This is a genomic window from Actinosynnema sp. NPDC023794, assembly GCF_040639675.1.
Taxonomy (GTDB): domain Bacteria; phylum Actinomycetota; class Actinomycetes; order Mycobacteriales; family Pseudonocardiaceae; genus Actinosynnema; species Actinosynnema luteola.
This window is the reverse complement of record NZ_JBFAFR010000005.1, coordinates 259,356-284,249: the sequence shown is the minus strand read 5'-3', so window position 1 is coordinate 284,249 and position 24,894 is coordinate 259,356. Positions and strand designations below refer to the sequence as shown.

Annotated in this window: 25 protein-coding genes, 1 tRNA gene and 1 riboswitch; of the genes, 11 read left to right on the top strand and 15 right to left on the bottom strand. The window is 71.2% G+C overall.

From position 1 onward, the window contains the following. The first annotated feature begins 141 nt into the window (after positions 1-141). A riboswitch (FMN riboswitch) is annotated at positions 142-265 on the top strand. A 49-nt stretch (positions 266-314) separates the two neighbouring features. After that, entirely contained in the window at positions 315-947 is a 633-nt protein-coding gene (gene pnuC, locus AB0H12_RS15045; protein ID WP_499623468.1) for a nicotinamide riboside transporter PnuC, read from the top strand. 42 nt (positions 948-989) lie between these two features. Here pnuC and AB0H12_RS15040 read toward each other — a convergent pair whose 3' ends face one another. The 3 genes from AB0H12_RS15040 to aceE all read right to left on the bottom strand — a co-directional run bounded on the left by AB0H12_RS15040 (position 990) and on the right by aceE (position 7,124). After that, positions 990-2,216, bottom strand: a complete 1,227-nt coding sequence (locus AB0H12_RS15040) for an extracellular solute-binding protein (RefSeq protein WP_499623467.1) — start codon at positions 2,214-2,216, stop codon at positions 990-992. Between the two features lies 1 nt (position 2,217). Then, positions 2,218-4,212, bottom strand: coding sequence for a substrate-binding domain-containing protein (locus tag AB0H12_RS15035; protein ID WP_499623466.1), 1,995 nt, complete (start codon positions 4,210-4,212; stop codon positions 2,218-2,220). 161 nt (positions 4,213-4,373) lie between these two features. Further along, entirely contained in the window at positions 4,374-7,124 is a 2,751-nt protein-coding gene (gene aceE, locus AB0H12_RS15030; RefSeq protein ID WP_499623465.1) for a pyruvate dehydrogenase (acetyl-transferring), homodimeric type, read from the bottom strand. A 294-nt stretch (positions 7,125-7,418) separates the two neighbouring features. Here aceE and AB0H12_RS15025 point away from each other — a divergent pair, with 294 nt between their 5' ends. The 3 genes from AB0H12_RS15025 to AB0H12_RS15015 all read left to right on the top strand — a co-directional run bounded on the left by AB0H12_RS15025 (position 7,419) and on the right by AB0H12_RS15015 (position 8,526). Then, complete coding sequence (locus AB0H12_RS15025) at positions 7,419-7,850, top strand: DUF3052 domain-containing protein (RefSeq protein ID WP_230566794.1); 432 nt, start codon at positions 7,419-7,421, stop codon at positions 7,848-7,850. 106 nt (positions 7,851-7,956) lie between these two features. After that, positions 7,957-8,415, top strand: coding sequence for a peroxiredoxin (locus tag AB0H12_RS15020; protein ID WP_499623463.1), 459 nt, complete (start codon positions 7,957-7,959; stop codon positions 8,413-8,415). 39 nt (positions 8,416-8,454) lie between these two features. Then, a tRNA-Val gene (locus tag AB0H12_RS15015) sits at positions 8,455-8,526 on the top strand. A 571-nt stretch (positions 8,527-9,097) separates the two neighbouring features. On the opposite strand, the gene AB0H12_RS15010 is transcribed toward AB0H12_RS15015, so the two are convergent. Continuing rightward, positions 9,098-9,502 (bottom strand): TIGR04141 family sporadically distributed protein, encoded by a 405-nt coding sequence (locus AB0H12_RS15010; protein WP_499623462.1) that lies wholly within the window; start codon positions 9,500-9,502, stop codon positions 9,098-9,100. Positions 9,503-9,931: 429 nt separating this feature from the next. Here AB0H12_RS15010 and AB0H12_RS15005 point away from each other — a divergent pair, with 429 nt between their 5' ends. Both AB0H12_RS15005 and AB0H12_RS15000 read left to right on the top strand, forming a co-directional pair. Continuing rightward, entirely contained in the window at positions 9,932-10,222 is a 291-nt protein-coding gene (locus AB0H12_RS15005; protein WP_499623461.1) for a hypothetical protein, read from the top strand. Positions 10,223-10,246: 24 nt separating this feature from the next. Continuing rightward, positions 10,247-11,278, top strand: a complete 1,032-nt coding sequence (locus tag AB0H12_RS15000; protein WP_499623460.1) for a saccharopine dehydrogenase family protein — start codon at positions 10,247-10,249, stop codon at positions 11,276-11,278. Here the strand turns inward: AB0H12_RS15000 and lipA are convergent. The 3 genes from lipA to AB0H12_RS14985 are packed head-to-tail and all read right to left on the bottom strand — an operon-like array spanning position 11,253 to position 13,693. Continuing rightward, positions 11,253-12,257, bottom strand: coding sequence for a lipoyl synthase (lipA, locus tag AB0H12_RS14995; RefSeq protein WP_499623459.1), 1,005 nt, complete (start codon positions 12,255-12,257; stop codon positions 11,253-11,255). The two genes, AB0H12_RS15000 and lipA, sit on opposite strands and share 26 nt — an antisense overlap. A gap of 15 nt (positions 12,258-12,272) precedes the next feature. Further along, entirely contained in the window at positions 12,273-13,214 is a 942-nt protein-coding gene (locus AB0H12_RS14990; RefSeq protein WP_499623457.1) for an oxidoreductase, read from the bottom strand. Positions 13,215-13,234: 20 nt separating this feature from the next. Then, positions 13,235-13,693 (bottom strand): hypothetical protein, encoded by a 459-nt coding sequence (locus AB0H12_RS14985; protein ID WP_499623456.1) that lies wholly within the window; start codon positions 13,691-13,693, stop codon positions 13,235-13,237. Between the two features lie 131 nt (positions 13,694-13,824). Between AB0H12_RS14985 and AB0H12_RS14980 the strand changes: the two genes are divergently transcribed. Continuing rightward, positions 13,825-14,469, top strand: coding sequence for a TetR/AcrR family transcriptional regulator (locus AB0H12_RS14980; RefSeq protein ID WP_499623544.1), 645 nt, complete (start codon positions 13,825-13,827; stop codon positions 14,467-14,469). Between the two features lie 48 nt (positions 14,470-14,517). Then, positions 14,518-15,450, top strand: coding sequence for an LLM class F420-dependent oxidoreductase (locus AB0H12_RS14975; RefSeq protein ID WP_499623455.1), 933 nt, complete (start codon positions 14,518-14,520; stop codon positions 15,448-15,450). Here AB0H12_RS14975 and AB0H12_RS14970 read toward each other — a convergent pair. Genes AB0H12_RS14970 through AB0H12_RS14950 form a run of 5 tightly spaced genes read right to left on the bottom strand, consistent with a single transcriptional unit; the run spans position 15,435 to position 19,187 of the window. After that, complete coding sequence (locus AB0H12_RS14970; protein ID WP_499623454.1) at positions 15,435-15,905, bottom strand: ArsR/SmtB family transcription factor; 471 nt, start codon at positions 15,903-15,905, stop codon at positions 15,435-15,437. The genes AB0H12_RS14975 and AB0H12_RS14970 overlap by 16 nt on opposite strands. Before the next feature lie 10 nt (positions 15,906-15,915). Then, positions 15,916-16,917, bottom strand: coding sequence for a serine hydrolase (locus tag AB0H12_RS14965; RefSeq protein WP_499623453.1), 1,002 nt, complete (start codon positions 16,915-16,917; stop codon positions 15,916-15,918). A gap of 59 nt (positions 16,918-16,976) precedes the next feature. Then, a complete protein-coding gene (lipB, locus tag AB0H12_RS14960; RefSeq protein WP_499623452.1) occupies positions 16,977-17,720 on the bottom strand; it encodes a lipoyl(octanoyl) transferase LipB in 744 nt (247 codons plus the stop codon). Next, on the bottom strand, positions 17,707-18,303 hold the full coding sequence (locus tag AB0H12_RS14955; protein WP_499623451.1) for a phosphatase PAP2 family protein: 597 nt from the start codon (positions 18,301-18,303) through the stop codon (positions 17,707-17,709). Before AB0H12_RS14955 ends, lipB begins: the two co-directional genes overlap by 14 nt. After that, positions 18,303-19,187: a TIGR01777 family oxidoreductase gene (locus tag AB0H12_RS14950; RefSeq protein WP_499623450.1), complete on the bottom strand. Its 885-nt coding sequence runs from the start codon at positions 19,185-19,187 to the stop codon at positions 18,303-18,305. The genes AB0H12_RS14955 and AB0H12_RS14950 overlap by 1 nt, the downstream gene beginning before the upstream one ends. Before the next feature lie 126 nt (positions 19,188-19,313). Between AB0H12_RS14950 and AB0H12_RS14945 the strand changes: the two genes are divergently transcribed. After that, positions 19,314-19,805, top strand: a complete 492-nt coding sequence (locus AB0H12_RS14945) for a DUF3592 domain-containing protein (RefSeq protein ID WP_499623449.1) — start codon at positions 19,314-19,316, stop codon at positions 19,803-19,805. A 109-nt stretch (positions 19,806-19,914) separates the two neighbouring features. Here AB0H12_RS14945 and sucB read toward each other — a convergent pair whose 3' ends face one another. Next, complete coding sequence (gene sucB, locus AB0H12_RS14940) at positions 19,915-21,690, bottom strand: 2-oxoglutarate dehydrogenase, E2 component, dihydrolipoamide succinyltransferase (protein ID WP_499623448.1); 1,776 nt, start codon at positions 21,688-21,690, stop codon at positions 19,915-19,917. Positions 21,691-21,744: 54 nt separating this feature from the next. Further along, the gene (lpdA, locus tag AB0H12_RS14935) at positions 21,745-23,115 is read right to left on the bottom strand and encodes a dihydrolipoyl dehydrogenase (RefSeq protein ID WP_499623447.1); all 1,371 of its coding nucleotides are present in this window, start codon (positions 23,113-23,115) and stop codon (positions 21,745-21,747) included. Between the two features lie 176 nt (positions 23,116-23,291). Between lpdA and AB0H12_RS14930 the strand changes: the two genes are divergently transcribed. Beyond that, positions 23,292-23,612 carry an oxidoreductase gene (locus AB0H12_RS14930; protein WP_230566773.1) on the top strand — a complete coding sequence of 107 codons (321 nt, stop codon included), beginning with the start codon at positions 23,292-23,294 and terminating at the stop codon, positions 23,610-23,612. Between the two features lie 49 nt (positions 23,613-23,661). Here AB0H12_RS14930 and AB0H12_RS14925 read toward each other — a convergent pair whose 3' ends face one another. Beyond that, positions 23,662-24,231: a TetR/AcrR family transcriptional regulator gene (locus AB0H12_RS14925; protein WP_499623446.1), complete on the bottom strand. Its 570-nt coding sequence runs from the start codon at positions 24,229-24,231 to the stop codon at positions 23,662-23,664. 50 nt (positions 24,232-24,281) lie between these two features. Here AB0H12_RS14925 and AB0H12_RS14920 point away from each other — a divergent pair, with 50 nt between their 5' ends. After that, complete coding sequence (locus AB0H12_RS14920) at positions 24,282-24,890, top strand: NAD(P)-dependent oxidoreductase (protein WP_499623445.1); 609 nt, start codon at positions 24,282-24,284, stop codon at positions 24,888-24,890. The last annotated feature ends 4 nt before the right edge of the window (positions 24,891-24,894 follow it).

The following is a 24,894-nucleotide window of genomic DNA, read 5'->3' as shown; positions in this document are numbered from 1 at the left end:
GGCGGAAGCTACCGGCCGCCGGTGTACCGGCCCTGAAGTCGAGATGACCAGGAGTGGGTGCGTTCTCGGATCGTGCGCACTGTGCCGTCGATCACCCCAGGAACAGTTCCGGGCGAGATGATGTTCCGACGCAATGAGAGACACGCGCTCCGGGGCTCGGTGGAAATCCGAACCGGCGGTGACAGCCCGCGACCCGCCCACCAGGGCGGTTGACCCGGTGGAATTCCGGGGCCGACGGTGAAAGTCCGGATGGGAGGCGCGCGTGCGGTTGGCCTGCCATGCCCCGGGGACGCCTGTCGGGGATGGAGGTCGCGGTGCACGTCTTGATGGAGCAGGGCTTCACGGTGTTCGGGCAGAAGGTGTCCTGGGCCGAGTTCATCGGCCAGGTCTTCGCGCTGGTGGTGGTGTACCTGGCGCAGAAGCGCTCGCTCTGGACGTGGCCCGTGCAGCTGGTCTCGGTCGCGCTGCTGTTCGTGGTGTACGTGTCCGCGCAGCTCGGCGGCACGGCCGCGCGCCAGGTGGTGATCGCGCTGATCACGCTCTACGGCTGGTGGGCGTGGGCGCGCCGGCGTGACCCGGTGTTCGGCGTGGTGGTCCGCAAGGGCACCGCGAAGGAGCGCCTCGCCGTGGCGGCGGCCTTCGTCCTCGGCACGGTCGGGTTCGCGCTGCTGCTGGACGCGCTGGACGCCTCGTGGGCGCCGTGGCCGGACGCCGCGATCTTCGTCGGGACCGTGCTCGCCTTCACCCTCCAGGGGCTCGGCCTGGTCGAGTTCTGGCTGGTGTGGCTGGTGGTGGACGCGATCGGCGTGCCGTTGCAGATCCAGTCCGGGCTGTGGTTCAGCGCCCTGGTCTACACGATCTTCGCCGTCCTGGTGATCCGCGGCTGGATCGACTGGAACCGCGCCGCGAAGCAGACCACCAAGCGCGTCGAGGAGGCCACCGCCTGACGGCTGCGCGGCCACCGCCTGACGGTCCTGCGCAACCACCGCCTAGCGGCCCTCGGCGGCCCTGGCGAGGTCGTCCGCGAGCTGGTCCAGCGACTGGTCGACGGAACCCGGGTTGTCCAGCACGTGGTGCAGGCTCTCCTGCATCACGCCGGTCAGCTCGTCGTAGTGCGGCGACGGGCGCCTGATCCGGGCGGCGAGCAGGCTGTCCCGCAGCTCGCGCGGCACCAGGTCCGGCTCCTCGTACAGCGCCCGGGAGGTGGGCGCCCACCCGGCGAGCTCGCCCATGCGCCGCTGGTTGTCGTCGCGGGTGATGAACTTGATGAACTCGCGGGCGGTCTTCTGGTTCGCCGAGCACCGCGACACGGCCAGGTTCCACCCGCCCAGCGCGCTGGGCCACGGCAGCGCGACCACGTCCCACTTGCCGGACACCTTCGACCCGTCGCTTTTGAGCACCGGCCCGGCGAACGGCCAGTTGCGCATGAACAGCGCCCGGCCGGACTGGAACGCCTCCAGCGAGGCGAGCTCGTCGTGGTCGCGGGCCTCGTGCGGGATCCAGTCCTGCGCGAAGCCGTCGGCGACGGCGCGCACGCCCGCCTTCGTCTCGGCGGCGTCCAGGCGCTCCAGGTCGCCGCCGTGCGCCCAGACCGCCTCGGCCATGTTCACGACCAGGCCCTCGTAGCGCCGGAACTGGCCGACGAAGCCGTGCAGACCGTAGAGCGGCGCGATCTCGCTCGCCTGCCGCCGCAGCTCCTCCCACGAGGTCGGCGGCTCCACCCGTTCCTGCTCGAGCACGTCCCGGCGGTAGTAGAGCAACCCGGCGTCGGCGCGCCACGGGATCGCCCACAGCTTGCCCCCGTCCGGAGACCTCGCCGCGTCCACCGCCTCCGGCAGCATCCGGTCCACGCCGAACTCGACCGGGTCCAGCGGCTCCAAGTGCCCGGCCGCGGCGAACGGCACCGTCCACACCATGTCCACGGCCATCACGTCGTAGCACTCCGGGCTGCCGCGCACGCCCTCCAGGTCCTGCGCCCGCGCGGTCAGCTGGGCCCGGTGGGCGTCGGTGGACGTCGGCATCTCCACGAACTTCACCTGCTCGCGCCTGCTGGCCTGCTCGTTCCAGCGGTCGACCAGCTCGTGCACCTGCCTGTTCGCGGTGGTGTCGCGGCCGTCCACGAAGGTGATCGGCCCGACGCCGTCCTTCGCGTCGTCCCGGACCGGGGTCGTGCAGGCGGCCAGGAGGGCCACCAGCGGCAGCAGAACACGGATCACGTCACCCTCCCCAAGCAGCGCGCGCTATGGCGTCCAAGGCGTCTTCCTGGCGCTGAGCCGCCCCGGAGCCGTTCCGGTCGACGATCTCCTGGCACGTTCCCCCGTGGGCCGTCACGGCCTCGTAGAGAGGCGCTGAGACCGCGCACGCGCCCTCCGCGAACCCGACGGCCACCACCCGGACGGGACCGCGGACGGTCTTGGGGATCGACGGGACCCCCGTCGCCGACACCAGCACGACGACGTGCGCGTGCTCCTCGGCGCCCGCTTCGAACACGCCTCCGGTCAACGGCAGGGGCACCACCCGGTCACGCGGGCCGGCCAACGCCTCCACCCGGGACGCGAACAGGTCCGCCGCCGCCGAGCCGTCACCGGCCACCCCGATCACCCGGGGCCTGCTCGCGGCCTCCCACGCCTCACGCACCGCACTCGGGTGCGGTTGGGGTGACAGCGCCTGCGGTCGATCGGGCCGCACGCCGGAACCCGGTCGCGCGATCACGTTCCAGTCCAGGTCGCGGAAACCCGCGCGCTTGAACTGGTCCTGGGCGGAGGGCGACCGCAGGTGCTCCAGCAGCCGGTGCACGATCCGCTGCCGCCGCGGGTTCGGCCGCTGCGGCCGTGCGACCTCCACGAACGGGTGATCCAGCACCAGCGCGCCGTCGCGGGGGTAGAGCACCCGGCAGCCGTCGGTGTCCGCGACCGCCTGCTCCGACCCGACCAGCGCCACGTCGCCGACGCACGGCGTGCCGGTGCTCGTCCGCCGGGTGACGTCGTGCAGCACCCGCGCCGCGCGGGGCGAGTCCAGGTCCGGGCCGAGCTCCGCCTGCGCCAGCGCGGTGGCCGCCAGCAGGCCCACGCCCGAGGACGTGTCCACCGCCGCGGGCCGCGTCACGTGCCGCCACTCGAACTCGTCGTCCGGTGCGATCTGCGCGGCCAGGTCCTCCGACGCGCCCAGCACCACCGGCGACAGCGCCACCCCCGCCCGGACGTGCAGCTCCACGTCCGGGCGCCGGCTCAAGGCGTCCTCGATCGCCCGCACCTCGGCGGTGCTGTCCGGCAGCCACACGTGCGGCTCGGGGCCCTCCTTCGTCAGGTCGCCCGGCTGCCAGCCGCGACCCAGCGCCTCGGCCGCGCCCTGGTCGGACGACTTGCCCGTGAACACCAGCACGTTGAACTCCTTGCAGCCCGCGGAGTCGTTCTCCAGCTCCAGCGCGAGCGAGCGGACCACCGCCTCCTTCTCGGCCGACACCAGCACGTTCAACTGGACCGGGGGAGGGCAGGGCGGCACGACGGGCGGTCGCGCGCCGAAGGCGTCCACCGCGCCCGCCCCGACCAGCAGCACGATCAACCCGAGACGCGCCCACGGCGGCTTGCGGCGCGGGCGTGGCGCCCTCTCCGGCTTCGGGGCCCGCGCCGGCGCGGAGCGGTCCGGCACGTGCAGCCACGCGCGCCCGTGGACCTCCTTGACGTCCACGCTCACGCGGCGGAACGACTCGGGGTCCAGCGCCGGGTCGGGCCGCACCACGTCGTCGTAGAACCGGTCGGAGACGATCAGCGCGAACACCGCCGTCGAGCGGTCGAGCGCCTCCCGCAGCGGCTTGGAGTCGAGCAGCCGGAACGCCAGCGTCACCTCGTCGCCGACCACGCCGTGCTCGTCGTGCTGCACCTCGCCCGCCGTGATCGCCATCCGGAGCCGGATGCGGGCGTCATCGTTGCGGGTCGCGTTGTACCGGCGGAGCTCGCCGAGCAGCGCGTGCGGCAGGCCGTCGACCACCCGGCTCTTCGGCACGTCGGGCGGCACGAGCACGAACACCCCGTCGCCGCGGTCCTCGTGGTGCGTCGCCGACCAGTCCAGCCCGTTGTCGTCGAACGCCGCCTCCAGCGCCGCGTACAGCCCGCGCCTGATCTCCTCCTGCGGCACGCGCAACCGCCGGCTGAACGCGGACACGTCGACGACCACGACCGTGCGGTGCAACGCGTGCTGCGGCTGCGTCCCCACCCCGACCCCTCGTTGGAACGCCGGTTTGTGGGGCAAGTCTATGGGGCGGATCACATCCCGCAGCGGCAAAGCGGATTCTTCCGCTGGTCGGCCGCACTACTGCGGAGACACCTCGGGGGCGGCACCCGCGTCACCGCGCGTGCCGCCCCCGAGGGTGACCATCAGGCCAGACCGGCGTCCGAGGTGGACGGGCCCGCCGCGCCCACGTCGTCGATCTTGTACTTCCGGGCCGCCTGCACGACCAGCGACTGCTGGATCTCGCCGCGCTTGGCCAGCGCCGCCAGCGTGGCCACCACGATCGACTCGGTGTCGACCAGGAAGTGCCGCCGCGCCGCCGGCCGGGTGTCGGAGAAGCCGAACCCGTCGGTGCCCAGCGTGGTCATGTCGGTCGGCACGTACGGCCGGATCAGGTCCGGCACCGCGCTCATCCAGTCCGACACCGCCACCACGGGACCCGCCGCGTCCGCCAGCGCCTGCGTGACGTACGGCACGCGGGGCTCCTGGTCGGGGTGCAGCAGGTTGTGCCGGTCGACCTCGACCGCCTCGCGCCGCAGCTCCGAGTACGACGTCGCCGACCACACGTCGGCCTGCACGCCCCACTCCTCGGCCAGCACCTGCTGCGCCTTGACCGCCCACGGCATCGCCACGCCCGAGGCCAGCAGCTGGGCCCTCGGACCGGACTGCGCCGGCGCCACCTGGTACCGGTACAGGCCCTTGAGCAGGCCGTCCACGTCCAGGCCCTCGGGCTCGGCCGGCTGCTGGTACGGCTCGTTGTAGACGGTCATGTAGTAGAAGATGTTCTCGGCGTTCTCGCCGTACATCCGCCGCAGGCCGTCCTTGACGATGTGCGCCACCTCGAACGACCACGCCGGGTCGTACGCCACCACGGCCGGGTTGGTGTGCGCCAGCAGCAACGAGTGCCCGTCGGCGTGCTGCAGCCCCTCGCCGGTCAGCGTGGTGCGACCGGCCGTGGCGCCGAGCACGAAACCGCGCGCCATCTGGTCCGCCGCCGCCCACAGGCCGTCACCGGTCCGCTGGAACCCGAACATCGAGTAGAAGATGTAGATCGGGATCATCGGCTCGCCGTGCGTGGCGTAGGACGTGCCCGCCGCGGTGAACGACGAGGTCGAACCGGCCTCGTTGATGCCCTCGTGCAGGATCTGACCCTGCTCGCTCTCCTTGTACGCCAGCATCAGCTGGGCGTCCACGGAGGTGTACATCTGCCCGTTCGGGTTGTAGATCTTCTGCGCCGGGAACATCGAGTCCATGCCGAACGTGCGCGCCTCGTCCGGGATGATCGGCACGATCCGGCCGCCGATCTCCGGGTCCTTGGCCAGGTCGCGGACCAGCCGGACGAACGCCATCGTGGTGGCGACCTCCTGCTTGCCCGAGCCCCGCTTGATCACGTCGTAGACCTTGTCGCCGGGCAGCACCAGCGCCTTGGACTTGGTCCGCCGCTCCGGCACGAACCCGCCGAGCTGCTTGCGCCGCTCCAGCAGGTACTGGATCTCCGGGGAGTCCTTGCCGGGGTGGTAGTACGGCGGCAGGTACGGGTCCAGGTCCTTGTCCTCGATCGGGATGCGCAGGCTGTCCCGGAAGAGCTTCAGGTCCTCGTGGGTCATCTTCTTCATCTGGTGCGTGGCGTTGCGCGCCGCGAAGTGCGGGCCCAGGCCGTAGCCCTTGATCGTCTTGGCGAGGATGACCGTCGGCTGGCCGTGGTGCTCCACCGCCGCCTTGTACGCCGCGTAGACCTTGCGGTAGTCGTGCCCGCCGCGCTTGAGGTTCCACACCTCGTCGTCGGACATCGGCGCGACCAGCTCCTTCGTGCGCGGATCGCGCCCGAAGAAGTGCTCCTTGACGTAGGCGCCGTCGTTGGCCTTGTACGTCTGGTAGTCGCCGTCCGGCGTCGTGTTCATCAGGTTGACCAGCGCGCCGTCGCGGTCGGCGTGCAGCAGCGAGTCCCACTCGCGGCCCCAGATGACCTTGATGACGTTCCAGCCCGCGCCGCGGAAGAACGCCTCCAGCTCCTGGATGATCTTGCCGTTGCCGCGGACCGGGCCGTCGAGGCGCTGCAGGTTGCAGTTCACCACGAAGGTCAGGTTGTCCAGCTGCTCGTTCGCCGCGACCTGGAGCAGGCCGCGAGACTCCGGCTCGTCCATCTCGCCGTCGCCGAGGAACGCCCAGACGTGCTGGTCGGACGTGTCCTTGATACCGCGGTCGCGCAGGTAGCGGTTGAACCGCGCCTGGTAGATCGCGTTCATCGGGCCGAGGCCCATGGACACGGTGGGGAACTCCCAGAAGTCCGGCATCAGCCGCGGGTGCGGGTACGACGGCAGGCCGCCGCCCGGTCCCGCGTGCGAGAACTCCTGGCGGAAGCCGTCGAGCTGCTCGGCGGACAGCCGGCCTTCGAGGAACGCTCGGGCGTACACGCCGGGAGAGGCGTGGCCCTGCACGAACACGTGGTCACCGCCGCCGGGGTGGTCCTTGCCCCGGAAGAAGTGGTTGAAGCCGACTTCGTAGAGGCTCGCCGACGACGCGTAGGTCGAGATGTGACCGCCGACGCCGACGCCGGGCCGCTGCGCGCGGTGCACGGTCATCGCCGCGTTCCACCGGATCCAGGCCCGGTAGCGGCGCTCCACCTCCTCGTCGCCGGGGAACCACGGCTCGCGCTCGGTGGGAATGGTGTTCACGTAATCCGTGCTGGTCAGCGACGGGACGCCGACGTGGCTCTCCCTGGCCCGCTCGAGCAGCCGCAGCATCAGGTAGCGGGCGCGCTGCTGCCCGCCGCCCTTGAGCGCGGCGTCGAACGACTCCAGCCACTCCGCGGTCTCCTCCGGGTCGATGTCGGGGAGGTGGGCGGCCAGACCGTCACGGATGACGCGTACCCGCTCGGGGGGGTTCTGCGGGGCCAAGGGATCTCCTCGTTCCGGGGTCTTCTCAACTCCATCGTCGCCCGACAGTCACGGTCCCGTCACCTCTACCGGTGAGTAACTCTGGATCGTTTCTCTCGCGCGCGCGAATAGGAGGTGTGCAGAGCGTGCCTCATGCGGTCCGAGCGCCTCACTCGGGGGTACCCGATGCGGCGTGTCTTGGCCGTTACGGTTGCGCGTGGTGGGGCTGACAGTGTTCGCTAGCCGCGACTGGTAGTGACATCGCGGCAGTCGTACCCCGGCTGCCGCTCTTGTGTACTTGGAGGAGTGGAAGCCGTGGTCGCCGCGGAAGACGCCGGCAAGATCGGTGTCGCCGACAGGCTCGGGATCGAACCGGGCAGCGTGGTCCAGGAGATCGGCTGGGACGAGGACGTCGACGACGACCTCCGTGCCGCGATCGAGGAGCGGGTGGGCGGTGATCTGCTCGATGAGGACTCCGACGAGGTCATGGACGTGGTCCTGCTGTGGTGGCGCGAGGAGGACGGCGACCTCGCCGACGCCTTGATCAACGCCACCACCGCCCTGTCCGACGACGGCGTGATCTGGGTGTTGACGCCCAAGACAGGCCGGGCCGGTCACGTCGAGCCGAGTGACATCGCCGAAGCCGTGTCCACCGCGGGGCTCGCCCAGACCTCCAACATCCCGGCCAGCGGTGACTGGTCCGCGATCAGGCTCGTCGCGCCGAAGTCGGCCAAGACGAAGCGCTGACCGCGACCGGGCACGGCGACCGCCAGCCATGCCCTAGGCTCGACGGCGGGCTCCCCGATCGGGTGGAGCCCGTTCTTCGGGTTGCCCGGTATCCGTGGAGGGTTGCATGGTCGAGGTCGGCGCGCAGGCACCTGACTTCACGCTCAACGACTACAACAAGCAGCCCGTGACGCTGTCCTCGTTCCGAGGCGAGCGCAACGTGCTGCTGGTGTTCTACCCGTTCGCTTTCAGCGGAACCTGCACCGGCGAGCTGTGCCAGGTGCGCGACGAGCTGGCCGTGTACGAGGACGAGAACGTGCAGGTGCTCGGTGTGTCGGTGGACACGCCGTTCAGCTTGAAGGCGTGGGCGGCCCAAGAGGGCTACCAGTTCCCGCTGCTGTCGGACTTCTGGCCGCACGGGCAGGTGGCCCAGGACTACGGCGTGTTCAACGAGCAGGCGGGTCTGGCGAACCGCGGCACGTTCCTCATCGACACCGCCGGCGTGGTCCGCTACGCCGAGGTGAACGCCCCCGGTGAGGCGCGCGACCAGGAGGCGTGGAAGAAGGCCGTGGCGGCGTTGTCCTGATACCGTCCGGCGCCGGCTGCGAGCCGGCCGGCGCTTCGGGGGCGCGTAGCTCAGCGGAAGAGCACTCGGTTTACACCCGAGCGGTCGCAGGTTCGAATCCTGCCGCGCCCACTGCGCCAGTGCGGGGGTGCAACCCCCGCGCCCCGGCCGGCGGGCTCCGCCCCCGGATCCCCGCCGGGGCAGGCGCCCCCGGCCCCGCCTCGGCCGGCTTCGCTTCAGCGCTGTCGCGCCTCGCTTCGCCCGCAGGTGCGCTCTTCGGGCGGTGCGGTGTGTCGTTCGGTCTCAGCGCTCTCCGAGGACAGGCGGAAGTCGCCTTCGGCGGAGTTGCCGTCGGCGCGACGTCGAGCATGTGGCCGTCGAATGCCGTGCGCGGCGGTCGCTGGGCGAGCACCAGGGGACGAACGGAGTCCGGCGCAGCCCTTCACCGGGTAGTGGTGCAGCGCGGAGGTCGTCGCCATGTCGGCAACAGCAGCCACGAGGCGCGGAAACGCGATTGCGGAAAGTTGTCCACAACACGCAGTGTCAGCCAGGTTCGAGGAAGTGGTGGCCGGCTGTCCCGAGGTGGTCGATTCCGCCGGATGTTCGGCCTGCCCGACTACTTCCTCCGGGGCGCGACCGTGAACATCAGCTTCGACGGCTGGATGACCTGAGCACGGTCCACCAAACACGAGCCGTGACGCGGTCAGTCGGCGTGCCAGCGGCCTTCGCGCAGGCGGTAGGTGCGGCCCGCGACGGTGGTCCCGAACGCGATCCAGCGGTCCATCGGGATCGGTGCGGTGAGCAGCTGTTCGCGCTCGTGGTCGGCGCAGGGGATCAGGCGGGACTGCTTCAGCTCGTCGGTGCGGGCGAACTCGGGGATCCGGGCGAAGCGGGTGGTGATGATGGTGACGTCCAGGGTCCGGTCGAGCGGGATCGGGCCGTAGCCGCCGACGTCGTTGGTGCGGAACGCGACCGTGGTGTCGGCCCGTCGCGCCGCCGCGGCGGGCCAGCGCAGGGCGAGGCGGCCGAATCGGGTGCTGCCGCCCAGTGCGGCGGCCAGGCGACGTTCCAGGGCGGTCAGCAGGGTGCGGTCTTCAACGCTGTTCACGGCAGTCGGATCTCCTTCGTGGCGGCGGAGGTGCATTGACCGTGACCCCTGGACGGGTGGAATGGTGAAGGCGATCGGCGAGCGGCAAGCGGTCTGAGTTCAGCGGTGGGACCGCTCGGCGCGGGCGATGAGGTGTGGAGATGCACCCTCAGGTGCGGGATTGGGCGTATTGGGTGGTGCCGGCGGAAAACAAGTCACTCGATGGAGTGATTATCCTTTTACGGCTGTGGTCGTGTGCTGAAGATTCCCTGAAAATATCGTTGTCGCGAATGGTTGGGCTGATCGGACCTGGGGTTTTCGGGACCGTTCGGCGCGCCACCGCGCCCGTTCGCCCCGAGTAGGCCGGATGGCCCATTAGGGGCTGCTAACCCGGTCCCCCTATGTGGCATCCCCCTATGCGCGGACGTGGCGAAGACGTAACTTCTTCGCATGTCGCCCAGGGCCGTCACCGCGGTGGTCGGTGTTGCGTTCTTCCTGGCCGGGTTGCTGATCATGCTGCTGCCCCTGTCCACCGACTCGCCGTCCGGGTTCTCCGTCGCCTGCGGCAACAGCGTGGGCATGGGGTTCGACCGCGTCGCGGTCGAGGCGGAGGGTGCGGCGTTCGTCGAGATCTGCGGCCGGTTGAGGTTGGAGCGGTTGGCCTGGGCCGCTCCCGTCTGCGTGTTGGGCGCGTTGCTGGTGGTCGGGAGCGTCGTGGTGCGGCGTCGGTCGTCGGCTTAGCTACCTACGAGTAGCTTCTAGCGCATGACGTGGATGGTTTACGGCGCTTACGGGTTCACCGGCACGCTGGTCGCGGAACTGGCCGTGCGACGGGGGTTGCGGCCGGTGCTGGCCGGGCGGGACGCGGCGAAGGTGCGGCCCCTCGCCGAACGGCTGGGGCTGGAGCACCGGGTCTTCGACCTGCAGGACGCGGCGGAAGCGCTCCAGGACGTGGACGCGGTCGCCCACTGCGCCGGGCCGTTCTCGTCGACTTCGGGGCCGATGGTGGACGCCTGCCTGGAGTCGGGGACGCACTACCTCGACATCACCGGCGAGATCGACGTGTTCGAGGCCGTCAGCCGGCGTGACGAGGACGCGAAGCGGGCCGGCGTGGTGCTGCTGCCCGGCGCCGGGTTCGACGTCGTCCCCACCGACTGCCTCGCCGCCGTGCTGCACGACGCCCTGCCCACGGCCACGCACCTCGACCTCGCGTTCGTGGTCCAGGGCGGCGCCAGCACGGGCACGGCGCTGACCGCCGTCGAGGGCTCCGGCGGTGGGGGACGGGTGCGGGTGGACGGCGAGATCCGCGGCGTCCGGCTCGGCCACCGTCGCCGCACGGCGCACTTCCGCGACCGGCCGCGGGAGGTCGGCGCCATCCCGTGGGGCGACGTGAGCACGGCCTACCGCTCCACCGGCATCCCGAACATCACGACGTTCACCACGATCCCGGGCGTCCTGGGCAAGCTCCAGCCGCTCACCGCGCCGCTGCTGCGCACCGACCTGGCCCAACGGCTCGGTCGGGCGCTGGCCAGGCGCATCGGCGGCCCGAGCGGCCCGACCAGGGCCAAGACCCGCTGCGAGGTGTTCGGCGAGGTCTGGGACGACGACGGCCACCGGGTCCGCGCCGCGCTCACCGGGCCGAACGCCTACGACCTCACCGCCGACTCGGTGGTCAAGGCGATCCAACGCCTCGCCGACACGCCCCCCGGCGCGCACACGCCGTCCAGCGCGTTCGGATCCGACTACGTCCGAGCGCTGGACGGCGTGGTGGTCAGCGAGCCGACAGCAGTGAGGTGATCTCCTGCGCCGCGCCGCCTGCCTCGAGCAGGTGGCGCAGGTTCTCCGGCAGCACGTCGCCGCGCTTCTGCACGGCCTGCGCGTAGAGCCGCCCGGCGCGGTAGGACGAGCGGACCAGGGGACCGGCCATGACACCGGAGAACCCGATGCCCTCGGCGGTCTCCTTGTGCGTCACGAACTCCTCCGGCTTCACCCACCGCTCCACGGGGTGGTGCCGGGGCGAGGGGCGCAGGTACTGCGTGATGGTGATGATCTCGCAGCCCGCGTCGTGCAGGTCGCTCAACGCCTCGGTGACCTCGTCCGGCGTCTCGCCCATGCCCAGGATCAGGTTGGACTTCGTCACCAGACCGGCCTCGCGGGCCGCGGTGATGACCTCGAGCGACCGCTCGTAGCGGAACGCGGGCCGGATGCGCTTGAAGATCCGCGGCACGGTCTCCAGGTTGTGCGCCAGCACCTCGGGCCGCGACGAGAACACCTCGGCCAGCTGCTCGGGCACCGCGTTGAAGTCCGGGATCAGCAGCTCGACGCCGGTGCCCGGGTTCATCGCGTGGATCTGGCGGACGGTCTCGGCGTACAGCCACGCGCCGCCGTCGGACAGGTCGTCACGCGCCACGCCGGTCACGGTCGAGTAGCGCAGACCCATGGCCTGCACCGACTCCGCCACCCGCCGCGGTTCGTCGCGGTCGAGGTCGGCGGGCTTGCCGGTGTCGATCTGGCAGAAGTCGCAGCGACGGGTGCACTGCTCGCCACCGATCAGGAAGGTGGCCTCCCGGTCTTCCCAGCACTCGTAGATGTTGGGACAACCGGCCTCTTCGCACACCGTGTGCAGGCCCTCGCGTTTGACCAGGCCCTTGAGCTCCCGGTACTCGGGGCCCATCTTCGCCTTGGTCTTGATCCACGAGGGCTTCTTCTCGATGGGCGTTTGGCTGTTGCGGACTTCCAGCCGCAGCAGCTTCCGACCTTCAGGTACGACGGTCACGACTTCAACCCTACGTCACGAGGGGTCGGGCGCGACGCCCGTGAGCTCGGCCGTCAAGTCCCACAACCGGCTGGCCGCGAGGTCGTCGCGGGCGGCCGTCGTCGACCCCGCCGGCGCCGGGTGGCCGCGCATGCCCCGGAACCCGTCGGGCCCGTAGTAGGCGCCCCGCTCGACGTCCGGCGACGTCGCCGCGTAGAGCTGCGGCAACGCCCCCAACTCGACCGATTGCGAGAAGAAGTCGCTGATCCTGGCCCCGAGGCCGAGCAGCGGGTTGCCCTGGGCCCGCGCCATGTTGCCGCTCAGCTCGGTCGCGGTGATGCCGGGGTGGGCCGCGACGGACGTCACGTCCGCGCCCGCCGCCCGGGTGCGCCGGTCCAGCTCCCTCATGAACAGCAGGTTCGCCAGCTTGGACTGCCCGTAGGCGCCCCACGACGCGTACCGGCGCACCTCGTAGTTCGGGTCGGCCAGGTCGAGCCGGCCCGCCTGGTGGGCCAGGCTGGACACGGTGACCACACGCGCGCCCGGCCGCGTGCGCAACGCGGGCATCAGCAGCCACGTCAGCGCGGCGTGGCCGAGGTGGTTGGTGCCGAACTGGCGCTCGAAGCCGTCGGCGGTGCGCCCCAGTGGCACCGCCATCACGCCCGCGTTGTTGACCAGCACGTCCAGCGCGTCACCGGTGCGCTCACGCACCAGCGCCGCGGCCGAGCGGACCGAGGACAGGTCGGCCAGGTCCAGCGGCACCAGCTCGGCCTTGCCGCCGGTGGCGAGCACGCGCTCCAGCGCGCGTTGCCCGCGTTCGGGCGACCGGCAGGCCAGCAGCACGTGCGCGCCCTTGCCCACCAGCACCTCGGCGGTGCGCAGGCCGAGGCCCGAGTTGGCCCCGGTGACCAGCACGGTGCGCCCGCTCTGGTCCGGGATGTCCGCGGTGTCCCACTTCCGGGCGATCCACTTCGGCATGCTCAACACCTACCAGGTCGTCAGGCGCTCTTGGCGAGCCTGCGGTGCCTGCCCGCCACGACGGCCGGTCGGGTGCGGACCAGGCTCTCGAACGCCGCGCCGACGCGGGCGATCTCCGCGCTCGGCTCGGACAGCTCCGCCAGGCCCGCGGTCAGGGCCAGCATCCGCTGCTCGCGCTCGATCGCCTCGGCGGACGTCAGGTGCGCGTCCAGCACCGCGCGCAGCACCGGCTGCTCGGCGGCCAGCGCGCGCCACGTGCGGGCGACGGTCTCGACGCGGTCGTCGTCGCTGTCCTCCAGCGCCGCGCCGAGCCGTCCGGTGAGCTGCTGCAGCCAGCGGTAGTGCAGCGCCAGGAGCAGGTCGTCCTCGGTGGCGAACAGGTCGCGGTCGAACGTCAGGGGCGCCGCGGGATCCCCCGCCGCGGCGCGGAGCACGGCGTCCAGAGCGTCGCGCCGTCGGTAGAAGTCGGACCAACCCATGATCACGCCCTCCTCTCGTGGTGACCGGCGTCATACCTCAGGTCTTTCGCATACCGGCGGTATGGCCGATGAGGCGAACATACCACGAGTACGTACCGCCGGTATGTCGTACGGTTGTGAACGTGGTGACAGTGCGGTCGAGGCGGTTGGACTACTCGGAGTCGACGAGGCAGGCCCTCGTGGACAGTGCCGTCGAGCTGTTCACCAAACGTGGTTACGCGGGCACTTCGCTGGACGAGGTGGCGAAACGGGCACGCCTCACCAAGGGCGCGCTCTACCACCACTTCAGCGGCAAGCAGGCGTTGTTCGAGGCCGCCTTCGACTCGGTGGAGACCAAGTTCATCGAGAAGCTCGGCGAGATCGTCAGCGCGCCCGGCGACCCGTGGGAGACCGCCATCGCGGGCCTGCGCGCGTACGTCCGGGTCTGCCTGGAGCCCGCCTACCAGCGCATCGTGATCCACGAGGCGCCGGTGGTGATGGGCTGGGAGCGCTGGCGCGAGGCCGAGGAGCACTTCAGCTACGGCCTGCTGCGCTCCACGATCGAGGTCTTGGTCACGTCCGGAGAGCTGGAGCAGCTCCCCGTGGAAACCATGAGCCGCCTGCTCTTCGGCGCGCTCTCGGCCGGCGCCAGCACCATCGCCGGCGCCTCGGACCCGCGCAAGGCCAGCGCCGAGGTGGAGCGCACCATCGTCCGCGTCGTCGAAGGGCTGCGCGTCCGGGACGTGCCCGCGTCCATCCCGGTCGAGGAGAAGCGATCACGGTCACGTCGCCGGTGAAGACGCTCGGATCGCGGCCGTCCGGCACGGCCGACTAGCGTCGACGGGGTGGAACTCCGCATCTTCACCGAGCCCCAGCAAGGCGCCTCCTACGACCAGCTGCTGGCGGTGGCGCGCACCGCCGAGGCCGCCGGCTACGGCGCGTTCTTCCGCTCCGACCACTACCTCAAGATGGGTGGCGTCGACGGCCTGCCCGGCCCGACCGACGCCTGGATCACGCTCGCCGGCCTCGCCCGCGAGACCAAGACGATCCGACTGGGCACGCTGGTGACCGCGGCCACCTTCCGCCACCCCGGCCCGCTGGCCATCTCCGTGGCGCAGGTGGACCAGATGTCCGGGGGTCGGATCGAGTTCGGCCTCGGGGCGGGCTGGTTCGAGGCCGAGCACACCGCGTACGGCCTGCCGTTCCCCGCCACCCGCGAGCGCTTCGAGCGGTACGAGGAGCAGCTGGAGATCATCACCGGCCTCTGGAACACGCCCGCCGGCCAGACCTACGACTTCGACGGCAAGCACTACACCCTGGCGGACTCGCCCGCGCTGCCCAAGCCCGTCGGCCGGATCCCGGTGCTGGTCGGCGGCACGGGCCGCAAGCGCACGCCCGCGCTCGCGGCGAAGTTCGCCGACGAGTTCAACCTGCCGTTCCAGCCCGTGGACAACGCCGTCGAGGTGCTGGCGCGCGTGGACGCGGCGTGCGCGGAGATCGGCCGCGACCCGGCGGAGATCACCCGTTCCGCGGCCCTGGTGGTCTGCGTGGGGCGTGACGACGCCGAGGTCGCCCGCCGGGCCGCCGTCATCGGCCGCGAGGTCGACGAACTGCGGCAGAACGGCCTGGCCGGCACGCCAGACGAGGTCGTCGACAAGCTCGGCGCGTGGCGCGAGAAGACCGGCATCAGCCGGGCCTACCTCCAGGTCCTCGACCTGGCCGACCTCGACCACGTGGAGTTGATCGCGGAGGCCGTCGCGCCTCAGCTGCGCAGCTGACCGGCGACGTCCGAGGCGGCGGTGAGCAGGACGAGCACGGGCACGACGGCGGCCGGTCGCAGCCGGTAGCTCCCGCGCTTGTCCTGCTCCACCACGCCGGACGCCGTCAACGCCTTCAAGTGGTGGTACAGCTGCCCGGTCGACCCCAGCCCGGCCGCCTCCTGCAACGCCGTCGCGGGCCGGCCGCCGCGGGCGAGCAGGGCGCGCACGATCTCCACCCGCGCCGGGTGCGCCAACGCGGACAGCACCTCGATCCGGGGCCGGTCGGGCAACGACAGCGCGCGCTCCGGCGTCACGTCGATCCGCCACGAGACCTGGCCGTCGCCCACCGCGACCTGCCCGCCGTAGCCGAACGCGCCGCCGTCCTCGTCCGGCGACGGGAGCGCCTGCCGCGCGTCGCCCTCCAACGCGGCCACGCGTTGTTCCAGCTCGGCAAGTCGCTGCACCAAGTCCATCGCGGTGATCCTACGAGAGGCTCACCTGGAATTCCCGCAGGACGTCGGGCTCCACCAGGGCCGTGCGGACCAACCGCACCAGCTCTCCCGAGCGCCCGTGCCAGGCCTCGTCGACCTCCCTGGTCAACACCGCCGCACTGCCGACCCGGCCGTCCTCCCACCGCACGCTGAAGCCGACCGTGACGATCCCCGGCAGCGACCCGCCCTTGAACCCGACGCCCACCACACCCGGCCCCACCGGGTTCCCGCTTTCGAGGTGCCCGCGAGCCAGCGGCACGGAGGCCGACTCCCGATGCGCCCGCTCGACCGCCGCCGCCGTGCCCGTCCACGTGCTCCTCGCCCAGGCGCGTTGCGCTTCGTAGGTCTTCGGGACGTCCGGGAACTTCCCGAGCACCTCCAACCGCAACCGCGGATCCCGCAGGTACTGCTGGACGCCCACCCGGCGGCCGAGCACGAAGCGCAGCCACTCGGCCAGGATCTCCGGCACCTCCAGCTTGGGCCACTGCGCCGCGGTGGCACGGATCAGCCCTTCGCCCACCCGGTACCGCACGAAATCGGTGGCGGCGTTGTCGCTGTGCCGGATCATCACCCCGACCAGCTCGTCGAGCCGCACGAACCGCCGCGGGTCGTCGGCCGTGACGCCGTTCGAGAACGGGATGTCCAACGCCCGCAGCGCCGCCTGGTGCGCGCCACCGTCCAAGCCCAGGTAGTACTGCTCCCAGTCCCCGACGCGCACCTTCTCGTCGGGCCTGACCAGCCCGCGCTCGACGCCCTTCGCGTACGCGGCCAGGTGCACGACCTTCACCGCCGACGCCAACGGCTGCCGCTCGTGGGCCCGGTGCGCGATCCGGCCACCGCGCCCGTCGTCCAGCGCCACGGCCACGTGCTGCCGATTGGCGCGGAACCAGCCGAGCCAGTCGTCCGGAGCCGCGTTCGCGCCGGCCGCGGGCAGCAGCGTGGCGGCGCCGGCCACCCCGCACGCTCGGAACAGGTGTCGTCGAGTCAGGGGCACGACGAGTCTCCCTCCGGTAGTCCGTAATTCCGGAATACTAGAGAGAAAGACTCGCCCTGTCAGCCCGCCTGAACGGCGAACGTCACCCCGGCCGCCACCGGCTGCGCGCGGACCAGCGTCCGATCGGTCAACGGCAGGTCGCCGTTCAACGCGTCGACGACCGCCTCGCGCGCCAGCGGCAGCACCTCGGCCACCGTCACGTCCCGCCCCAGCTCCCGCGACAACGACGCCACCCCGGCGTCCCGGATGCCGCACGGGATGATGTCCCCGAACGCGGCCAGGTCCGCATCGCAGTTGATCTCGAACCCGTGCATGGTGACGCCGCGCTGCACCCGGATCCCGATCGCCGCGACCTTGCGCTCCACACCCTTGTCATCGGCCGGGACCCACACACCGCTACGGCCCTCGACCCGACCCGTGCGCACGCCCAGCTGGTCGCACACGTGGATCAACGCCTGCTCCAACCGCCGCACGTACTGCACCACGTCCAACGGCTCGGCCAACCCGACGATCGGGTAGCCGACCAACTGCCCGGGACCGTGCCACGTGATCTTCCCGCCCCGGTCCACGTCGATGACCGGGACGTCACCGCCCCGGGGCCGCTCCTCGGGCTCGGTGCGCCGCCCGCACGTGTAGACGGGTGGGTGCTCCAGCAGCAACATCGTGTCGCCGATCGCGCCGTCCGCGCGTGCCTCGGCGAGCTCCCGTTGCAGGTCCCACGCGGCCAGGTAGTCGATGGTGCCCAGCTCACGCACTTCGATCGGGTCCGTCGAGGTGCGGCAGGAAAGGTCAGGACTGCTCACGTCTCGACATTACGCCCACGGGCACCAGCCTCAGGGCGTGGGCGACCACGAGGCCCACCCCGACCACGGCCAGCACCGCGCCGACCGTGTCGGTGAACCAGTGCATCTCCAACACGACCCGACTGGCCGCCGTCAACGCCACCGCCGCGCACCCCAGCACCACGGCCAGCCTCAAGTGCCGTCGGGCCAACCACGCGCACAGCACCACACCCGTGAACGCGACCGCCGTGACCGCCGTGACGTGCCCGCTCGGGTAAGCCCACTTCGGGAACTCGATCGGCCGAACGCGCTGGTAGGCGTACCTGGCGAACAACGTCGACCAGCAAGCGGCCAGCAGCACCGCGCAGCGCGCCAACAACGGGTCCTTCGCCAGGAACGCGCGCAACCCCAGCGAGATCAACGCGATCGTCGCCAACCCCGGGCTGAGCACGAAGCTGATCACCACCGACGCGTGCTCGAACCCCGGCCCCAGCCCCACCGCCGTCCGGTGCAGCCCTTCGTCCAACGCGGGCGGCTCCTCCCGGACGGTGACGCCCAGCACCATCGAGGCCAGCGCCAGCACGACGCCGACCAGCGCGCCCATCACCTCTCGACGGCCGCCGCCACGGCCGCACCGAGGGCGGGGTGCAGGAACTGGAACCCGCGCTGTTCCAGCACCCGTGGCACAGCCCTCTGACCAGCGAGCAGACCCTCTTCGGCGACCTCGCCCAGCACGGCCTTCAACGCGAACGCCGGCGCGACCCACGGCGTCGGCCGGTGCAGCGCGTGCCCCACCGTCCGGGTGAACTCCGCGTTCGTGACCGGACTGGGCGCGGTGATGTTCACCGGTCCCGAGACGTCGTGCTCGACCACGAACCGAATGGCCGCGACCGCGTCGTCCAACGAGATCCACGGCATGTACTGCCGCCCGTCACCGAGCCGCCCACCCAGGAAGAACGTGAACAACGGCTTGATCTTCCCGAACAACCCACCCGCCGGACTGATGATCAACCCCGTGCGCATCCTGACCACCCTCGCGTGCTCGTCCGCGGGCGCGGTCGCGGCCTCCCACTGCCGGCACAACCCCGCCAAGAACCCCGTGCCCGACGGACAGGTCTCGTCCACGACCTCGTCACCGGTGTCGCCGTAGTACCCGATCGCACTGGCGTTGACCAGCACCGGAACCCCGTGCTCCGCCACCGCCGCCGCCAACACCTCGGTCGGCACCGTGCGGCTGTCCAGCAACACCTGCTTGCGCGCGTCACTCCACCGCCTGTCCGCGACCCCCGCGCCACACAGGTTGACCACCGCGTCCACGCCGTCCAACGCGCCACCGTCGATCCGCCCGGCAGGCGGGTCCCAACCACGCTCGTCCGGCCCCGACGGCCGCCGCCGGACCAACCGCAGGACCTCGTGCCCGGCGCCGCGCAACGCGGCAACCAGACTGGTGCCGATCAAGCCCGACGATCCCGCGATGACAACGCGCATGCCTTGATCGTCTCGCAGCACGCCCCCGGTTGCACAGCGGCGAACGTGTCACCCGCACCACGCCCCCGTCGACGCCTGCGGTCGAAGTCCCCTGTCGCCCGGCCGCGAAATGTCATGCTGAACCCCATGGTGAGGCACGAGAACGCCGACTTCCCCGATTCCTGGGACTACTCCATCAGGATGCGCCGGAAGCACGTGCCCTTCCTCCGGGCGTTCTTCGGTGTCTTCACCATCCTGGGCGTAGCGATGCTGTTGCTGCTCGGCGTAGGAGCGGCAGATCGCGCGAACGACCTCCGAGTCCAGGCCACGGTGGAATCGGAACTGCCCGGCGGCCACCGGAACTGCCACAAGTACCGGATGTCCTACTCGACACCGGAAGGGCGCTCGCGCTCGGTGGCGATGTGCTCGAAGTACGACCGACTGGGGGTCGGCCAGCCCGTGACCGTCCGCTACTCGCCGGAGAGCCCGACCGGCGACATCGCCCTCGACGGCGAGGACTCGCTGGTGCTCGTGCTGTTGACCCTGGGTGCGGCGCTGGTCTTCGCCGTCGGGGTGACCGGCTCGTGGTTCGCGTGGCGTCGACCGGAGTCCCTGCTCAGGCTCGGCTTGCGGTTCTAGGGCAGCGCCGCGCGTCCGGTGAGGACGTGCTCACGACGCGTGCCGGACCAGGCCGAGGGCCGCTCCCGGTGAACGGGGAGCGGCCCTCGGCCTGGTCCGGCGGGTGGTGCTACAGGCCCAGGTCAGCCTCGAACGAACCCTCTTCCAGCCGGTTCTTCACGGTCGTGAGGAACCGACCCGCGTCGGCGCCGTCGACCAGCCGGTGGTCGTACGTCAGCGCCAGGTAGGCCATGGACCGGATGGCGATGGTGTCGTCGCCGTTCTCGTCCGTGATCACGACCGGGCGCTTCTTGACCACACCGACACCCAGGATGCCGACCTGCGGCTGCTGGATGATCGGCGTGTCGAACAGCGCGCCGTTGCTGCCGAGGTTGGTCAGCGAGAACGTGCCGCCGGTCAGCTCGTCGGGCGTGAGCTTGTTGCCCCGCGCCCGCGCCGCCAGGTCGGCGATCTTGTGCGACAGGCCGGCCAGGTTCAGGTCGCCGGCGTTCGCGATGACCGCGTTCAGCAGGCCGCGCTCGGTGTCGATCGCGATACCCAGGTGCTCGGCACCGTGGTACACGACCTCCTTCTTCTCCTCGTCGATCGAGGCGTTCAGCACCGGGTGCTGCTTGAGCGCCTCGACCGCCGCCTTGGCGAAGAAGGGCAGGAACGTCAGCTTCGTGCCCTCGCGCTGCTCGAACGCGGCCTTGGCCTTGTTCCGCAGTCGGGCGATCTTGGTGACGTCCACCTCGAACACCTGGGTCAGCTGCGCCGAGACCTGCAGCGACTCACGCGTGCGCTGGGCGACGATCTGCCGCAGCCGGGGCAGCTTCTGCACCGTGCCGCGCTTGCCGCTGGTGTCCGCCGGCGCGGAGGCGACCCGCTGGGCGGGGGCGGACGCGGCGGGCTTGGGCGCTTCCTGCTTCGGGGCCTTCTTGGCCTCGACCGCCGCCAGCACGTCCTGCTTGCGGATCCGGCCGCCGACGCCGGTGCCCTTGAGCGTGGCGAGGTCGATGCCGTTCTCCGACGCGAGCTTGCGCACCAGGGGCGTCACGTAGGGCGCGCCATTGGCGGATTCCTCGGCCGGGGCCTCCTGCTGCTGCGCCGGCGCCTCCTGCTTCGGAGCCGGGGCCTCCTGCTTCGGGGCTTCCTGCTTGGGAGCCGGCGCTTCCTGCTTCGGCGCTTCCTGCTTCGGGGCCTCCTGAGCAGGCGCCGGAGCGGGCTTGGGCGCTTCCTGCGCGGCGGGCGCGGGCGAACCCGAGCCGACCACCGCGAGCTGACCGCCGACCTCGACGGTCTCGTCCTCGCCTGCGGTGATCTCCAGCAGGGTGCCCGCCACCGGCGACGGGATCTCGGTGTCGACCTTGTCCGTCGACACCTCCAGCAGCGGCTCGTCGACCTCGACCGAGTCGCCGACGGCCTTGAGCCAGCGGGTCACGGTGCCCTCGGTGACGCTCTCGCCCAACGCGGGCATGGTCACCGGGGTGCCCTCGGCCGAGCCACCGGACGACGCCGGAGCCGGCGCGGCCTCCGCCTGAGGCGCGGACTGCGGCTCGGGCTCGGGCGTGGACTCGGGCGCGGACTGCGGCTCGGGCTGCGCCTCCTCGGCCGGCGCGGCGGCTTCACCGGCGGACGAGTCGGACGAGGACGAGGCCCCGGGCTCCGAGCCGTCGCCGATGACGGCGAGCTCGGCGCCGACCTCGACGGTCTCGTCCTCCTGGGCGACGATCTTCTGGAGCACACCCGCCGCGGGCGACGGGATCTCGGTGTCGACCTTGTCGGTCGACACCTCCAGCAACGGCTCGTCGACCTCGACGCGGTCACCCTCCTGCTTCAACCAGCGGGTGACCGTGCCCTCGGTGACGCTCTCGCCGAGTGCGGGCATTTGGACGGAGAAGGCCATCGTTCGCTGACTCCTCGTGCGTGGGTCGGGGATCGGCTGACTGGGGTGCGACGGTCAGCCGTGCACGTGCAGCGGCTTGCCGGCCAAGGCGAGGAAAGCCTCGCCGAGGGCTTCTGTCTGGGTCGGGTGGGCGTGGATCAGCGGAGCCACGTCGTCGGGATAGGCCTCCCAGCTGTAGATGAGCTGGGCCTCACCGATCAGCTCGCCGACCCGCTCACCGACCATGGTGACACCGACCACCGGGCCGTCGGGCGCCTTGACGAGCTTGACACCGCCGGCGGTCTTCAGGATCTGGCTCTTGCCGTTGCCCGCGAGGTCGTAGACGAACGTCTCGACGGAACCGTACTTCTCCTTGGCCGCCGCCTCGGAGAGGCCGACCGAGGCGACCTCGGGCTTGCAGTAGGTGACGCGCGGGATGCCCGCCTCGTCGATGACCTTGGGGTTCTGCCCGGCGATGTCCTCGGCGACGAAGATGCCCTGCTGGAAGCCGCGGTGCGCGAGCTGCAGGCCGGGCACGATGTCGCCGACGGCGTAGACGCCCGGAACGCTGGTGCGCAGCCGCTCGTCGGTGATGACGAAGCCGCGTTCCACCTGGACGCCGGCTTCCTCGTAACCGAGGCCCGCCGTGGTGGGGCCGCGGCCGACGGCCACCAGCAGCAGGTCGGCGTCCAGCACGTCGCCGGACTCGAGCGTGACCGACACGCTCGACTCGCTCTGGGTGGCGCCGGTGAACTTCACGCCGGTCTTGAACTTGATGCCGCGCCGGCGGAACGCGCGCTCCAGCTGCTTGGACGCGTACTCGTCCTCGGCCGGGACCAGGCGGGGCAGCGCCTCGACGATGGTCACGTCCGCGCCGAAGGAGGCCCACACGCTGGCGAACTCGACGCCGATCACGCCGCCGCCGAGCACGACGACCTTCTCCGGGATGAAGTCCAGGTTGAGCGCCTGGTCGCTGGTGATGATCCGGCCGCCGATCTCCAGGCCGGGCAGGCTCCGCGCGTACGAGCCGGTCGCCAGGACCACGTTCTTGCCGGTGTAGCGCTGACCGTCCACCTCGACGGTGTTCGGGCCGACGAACCTGCCCGTGCCCTCGACCATGGTCACCTTGTTGGCCTTGACCAGGCCCTGGAGACCCTTGTAGAGCCGGCTGACCACGCCGTCCTTGTACGAGTTGACGCCCGCGATGTCGATGCCCTCCAGGGAGGACTTCACGCCGAACTGGTCACCCTCGCGCGCGTTGTCCGCGACCTCCGCCGCGTGCAGCAGCGCCTTGGTCGGGATGCAGCCGCGGTGCAGGCACGTGCCCCCCAGCTTGTCCTTCTCGACCAGGATGACGGACAGGCCGAGCTCGGCCGCGCGGAACGCGCAGGCGTAGCCGCCCGAGCCGCCACCGAGGATCACAAGGTCGGCGGACGTGTCGGTCACGGGTTCTCCCTGGAGAGCTTGATGCCTTACTCCGCGCGGGTGCGCGCGTGTAGTTGCCATCTTGTCACTACCGCGCGAACGCCCGCGACGCGGTGTCGGTCTTCGGGTGATTTGCCCCCACCTTCACACCCGCGCCGGCACCATGGTCGCCAGAGGTCCTTGCAGGAGGTGGCCCGGTGGGGCTGTTCGACCGTTTTCGCAGGAAGCAGCGCCCTGGGGTGCTGCGATCGGCCACGTCCACGGACACCGGCCACCTGGAGCAGTGGGCTGCCGCGCGCCGAGGCGTCGAGGCTTACGTCGAGCCGAAGACGACCGTGACGGAGACCACGGTCGTGCTCGTGGCGCACGACGGCGAGTGGACGCGTCGCCGGATCGACGGCACGGAAGGCGCCAAGCGGTTGGCCAAGAAGCTGGAGATCCCGATCTACGACGCGGGCATCGTCGGCTACCCGAAGCGGATGCGGGAGTACTCGCGGCGGAAGAACCAGGGGGCGTGACCGGTCGCTCGGGCGTGACCGGTCGGGCTCCAGCGTGACCAGTCGCCGTTCAGACCTGGCCGATCCCGTCCCACAACGTCCTGACCAGCGCGTCCGCGTCCACCGGGCGTTCCGAGAAGAACCCGAGGAACGCCTGGTAGTGGCACGCGCCCAGCAGCAGGTCCGCCGCTGAACCGGGGTCGACCCCCGCCGGCACCCTCCCCAGCGCGCGCTCCGCCTCCAGGTACCGGGCCAGCGTCTCCGGCACGGTCCCCGGCCCCACCCCGTGCGCCTTCAACGCCTCCCGGTGCGCCGCCAGCAACGCCGGCTCGGAGAAGATCGACGCCGCGATCGGGAACGTCTCGACGTAGAACGCGATCGCGGCCCGCGCGATGTCGCCCAACGTCTCCCGCACGTCGCCGCGCCCGGCCTCCAACCCGGCCAGCAGCCCGGCCAGGTCGCTGGGCGCGCGTTCCCGCAGCACGGCCAGGAACAGGTCGGTCTTGTCCGCGAAGTGCTTGTACAGCGCCGCTTCCGAGAATCCCGCCGCCTTGGCGATCTCCTTGGTGGTCGCCCGCGCGAGCCCTTTGGTGCGCATGACGTGGGCCGCCGCGTCGAGCATGCGGTCGCGTGTGGTCATGTGGTTATCCTAGTGGTTAGTGAGTACTCACCAACCATGAGAGGTGAAGCATGAGGATCACCGTTCTGGGAGCCAGCGGCGGCACCGGCACGAAGATCGTGGAGCTGGCCAGGGAGGCGGGTCACGAGGTCACGGCCATCGTGCGCACCCGCAACGGTCGCGACACCGTGGCCGACGTGATGGACCCCGACTCGATCGGGCCGCACGTGGCCGGCGCGGACGCCGTCGTCTCGGCGATCGGCACGCGTGCGGCGCGCAAGCCGACGTCCGTGCAGACCGACAGCACCAAGTCGGTGATCACGGCGATGAAGGCGCACGACGCGCGCCGGCTGCTCGTGGTCAGCAACAGCGGCATGGTGACCGACGGCGACGACCCGTTCAGCCGTTACCTGGTCAAGCCGATCCTGCGCCAGGTGCTCAAGCACCCGTGGGGGGACATGGCGCGGATGGAGGACGTCGTGCGCGTGAGCGGTCTGGAGTGGACGATCGTCCGCCCGCCGCAGCTGACCGACGGGCCGCGCACGGACGCGTTCCGGACCGCGGTGGACACCAACGTGCGCGGAGGCATGCGGGTCTCCCGGGCCGACCTGGCATCGCTGGTGTTGCGGTGCCTGGCCGACCCGGGGACCGTGCGCAAGGCGATCAGCGTGGCGAACTGAGGAC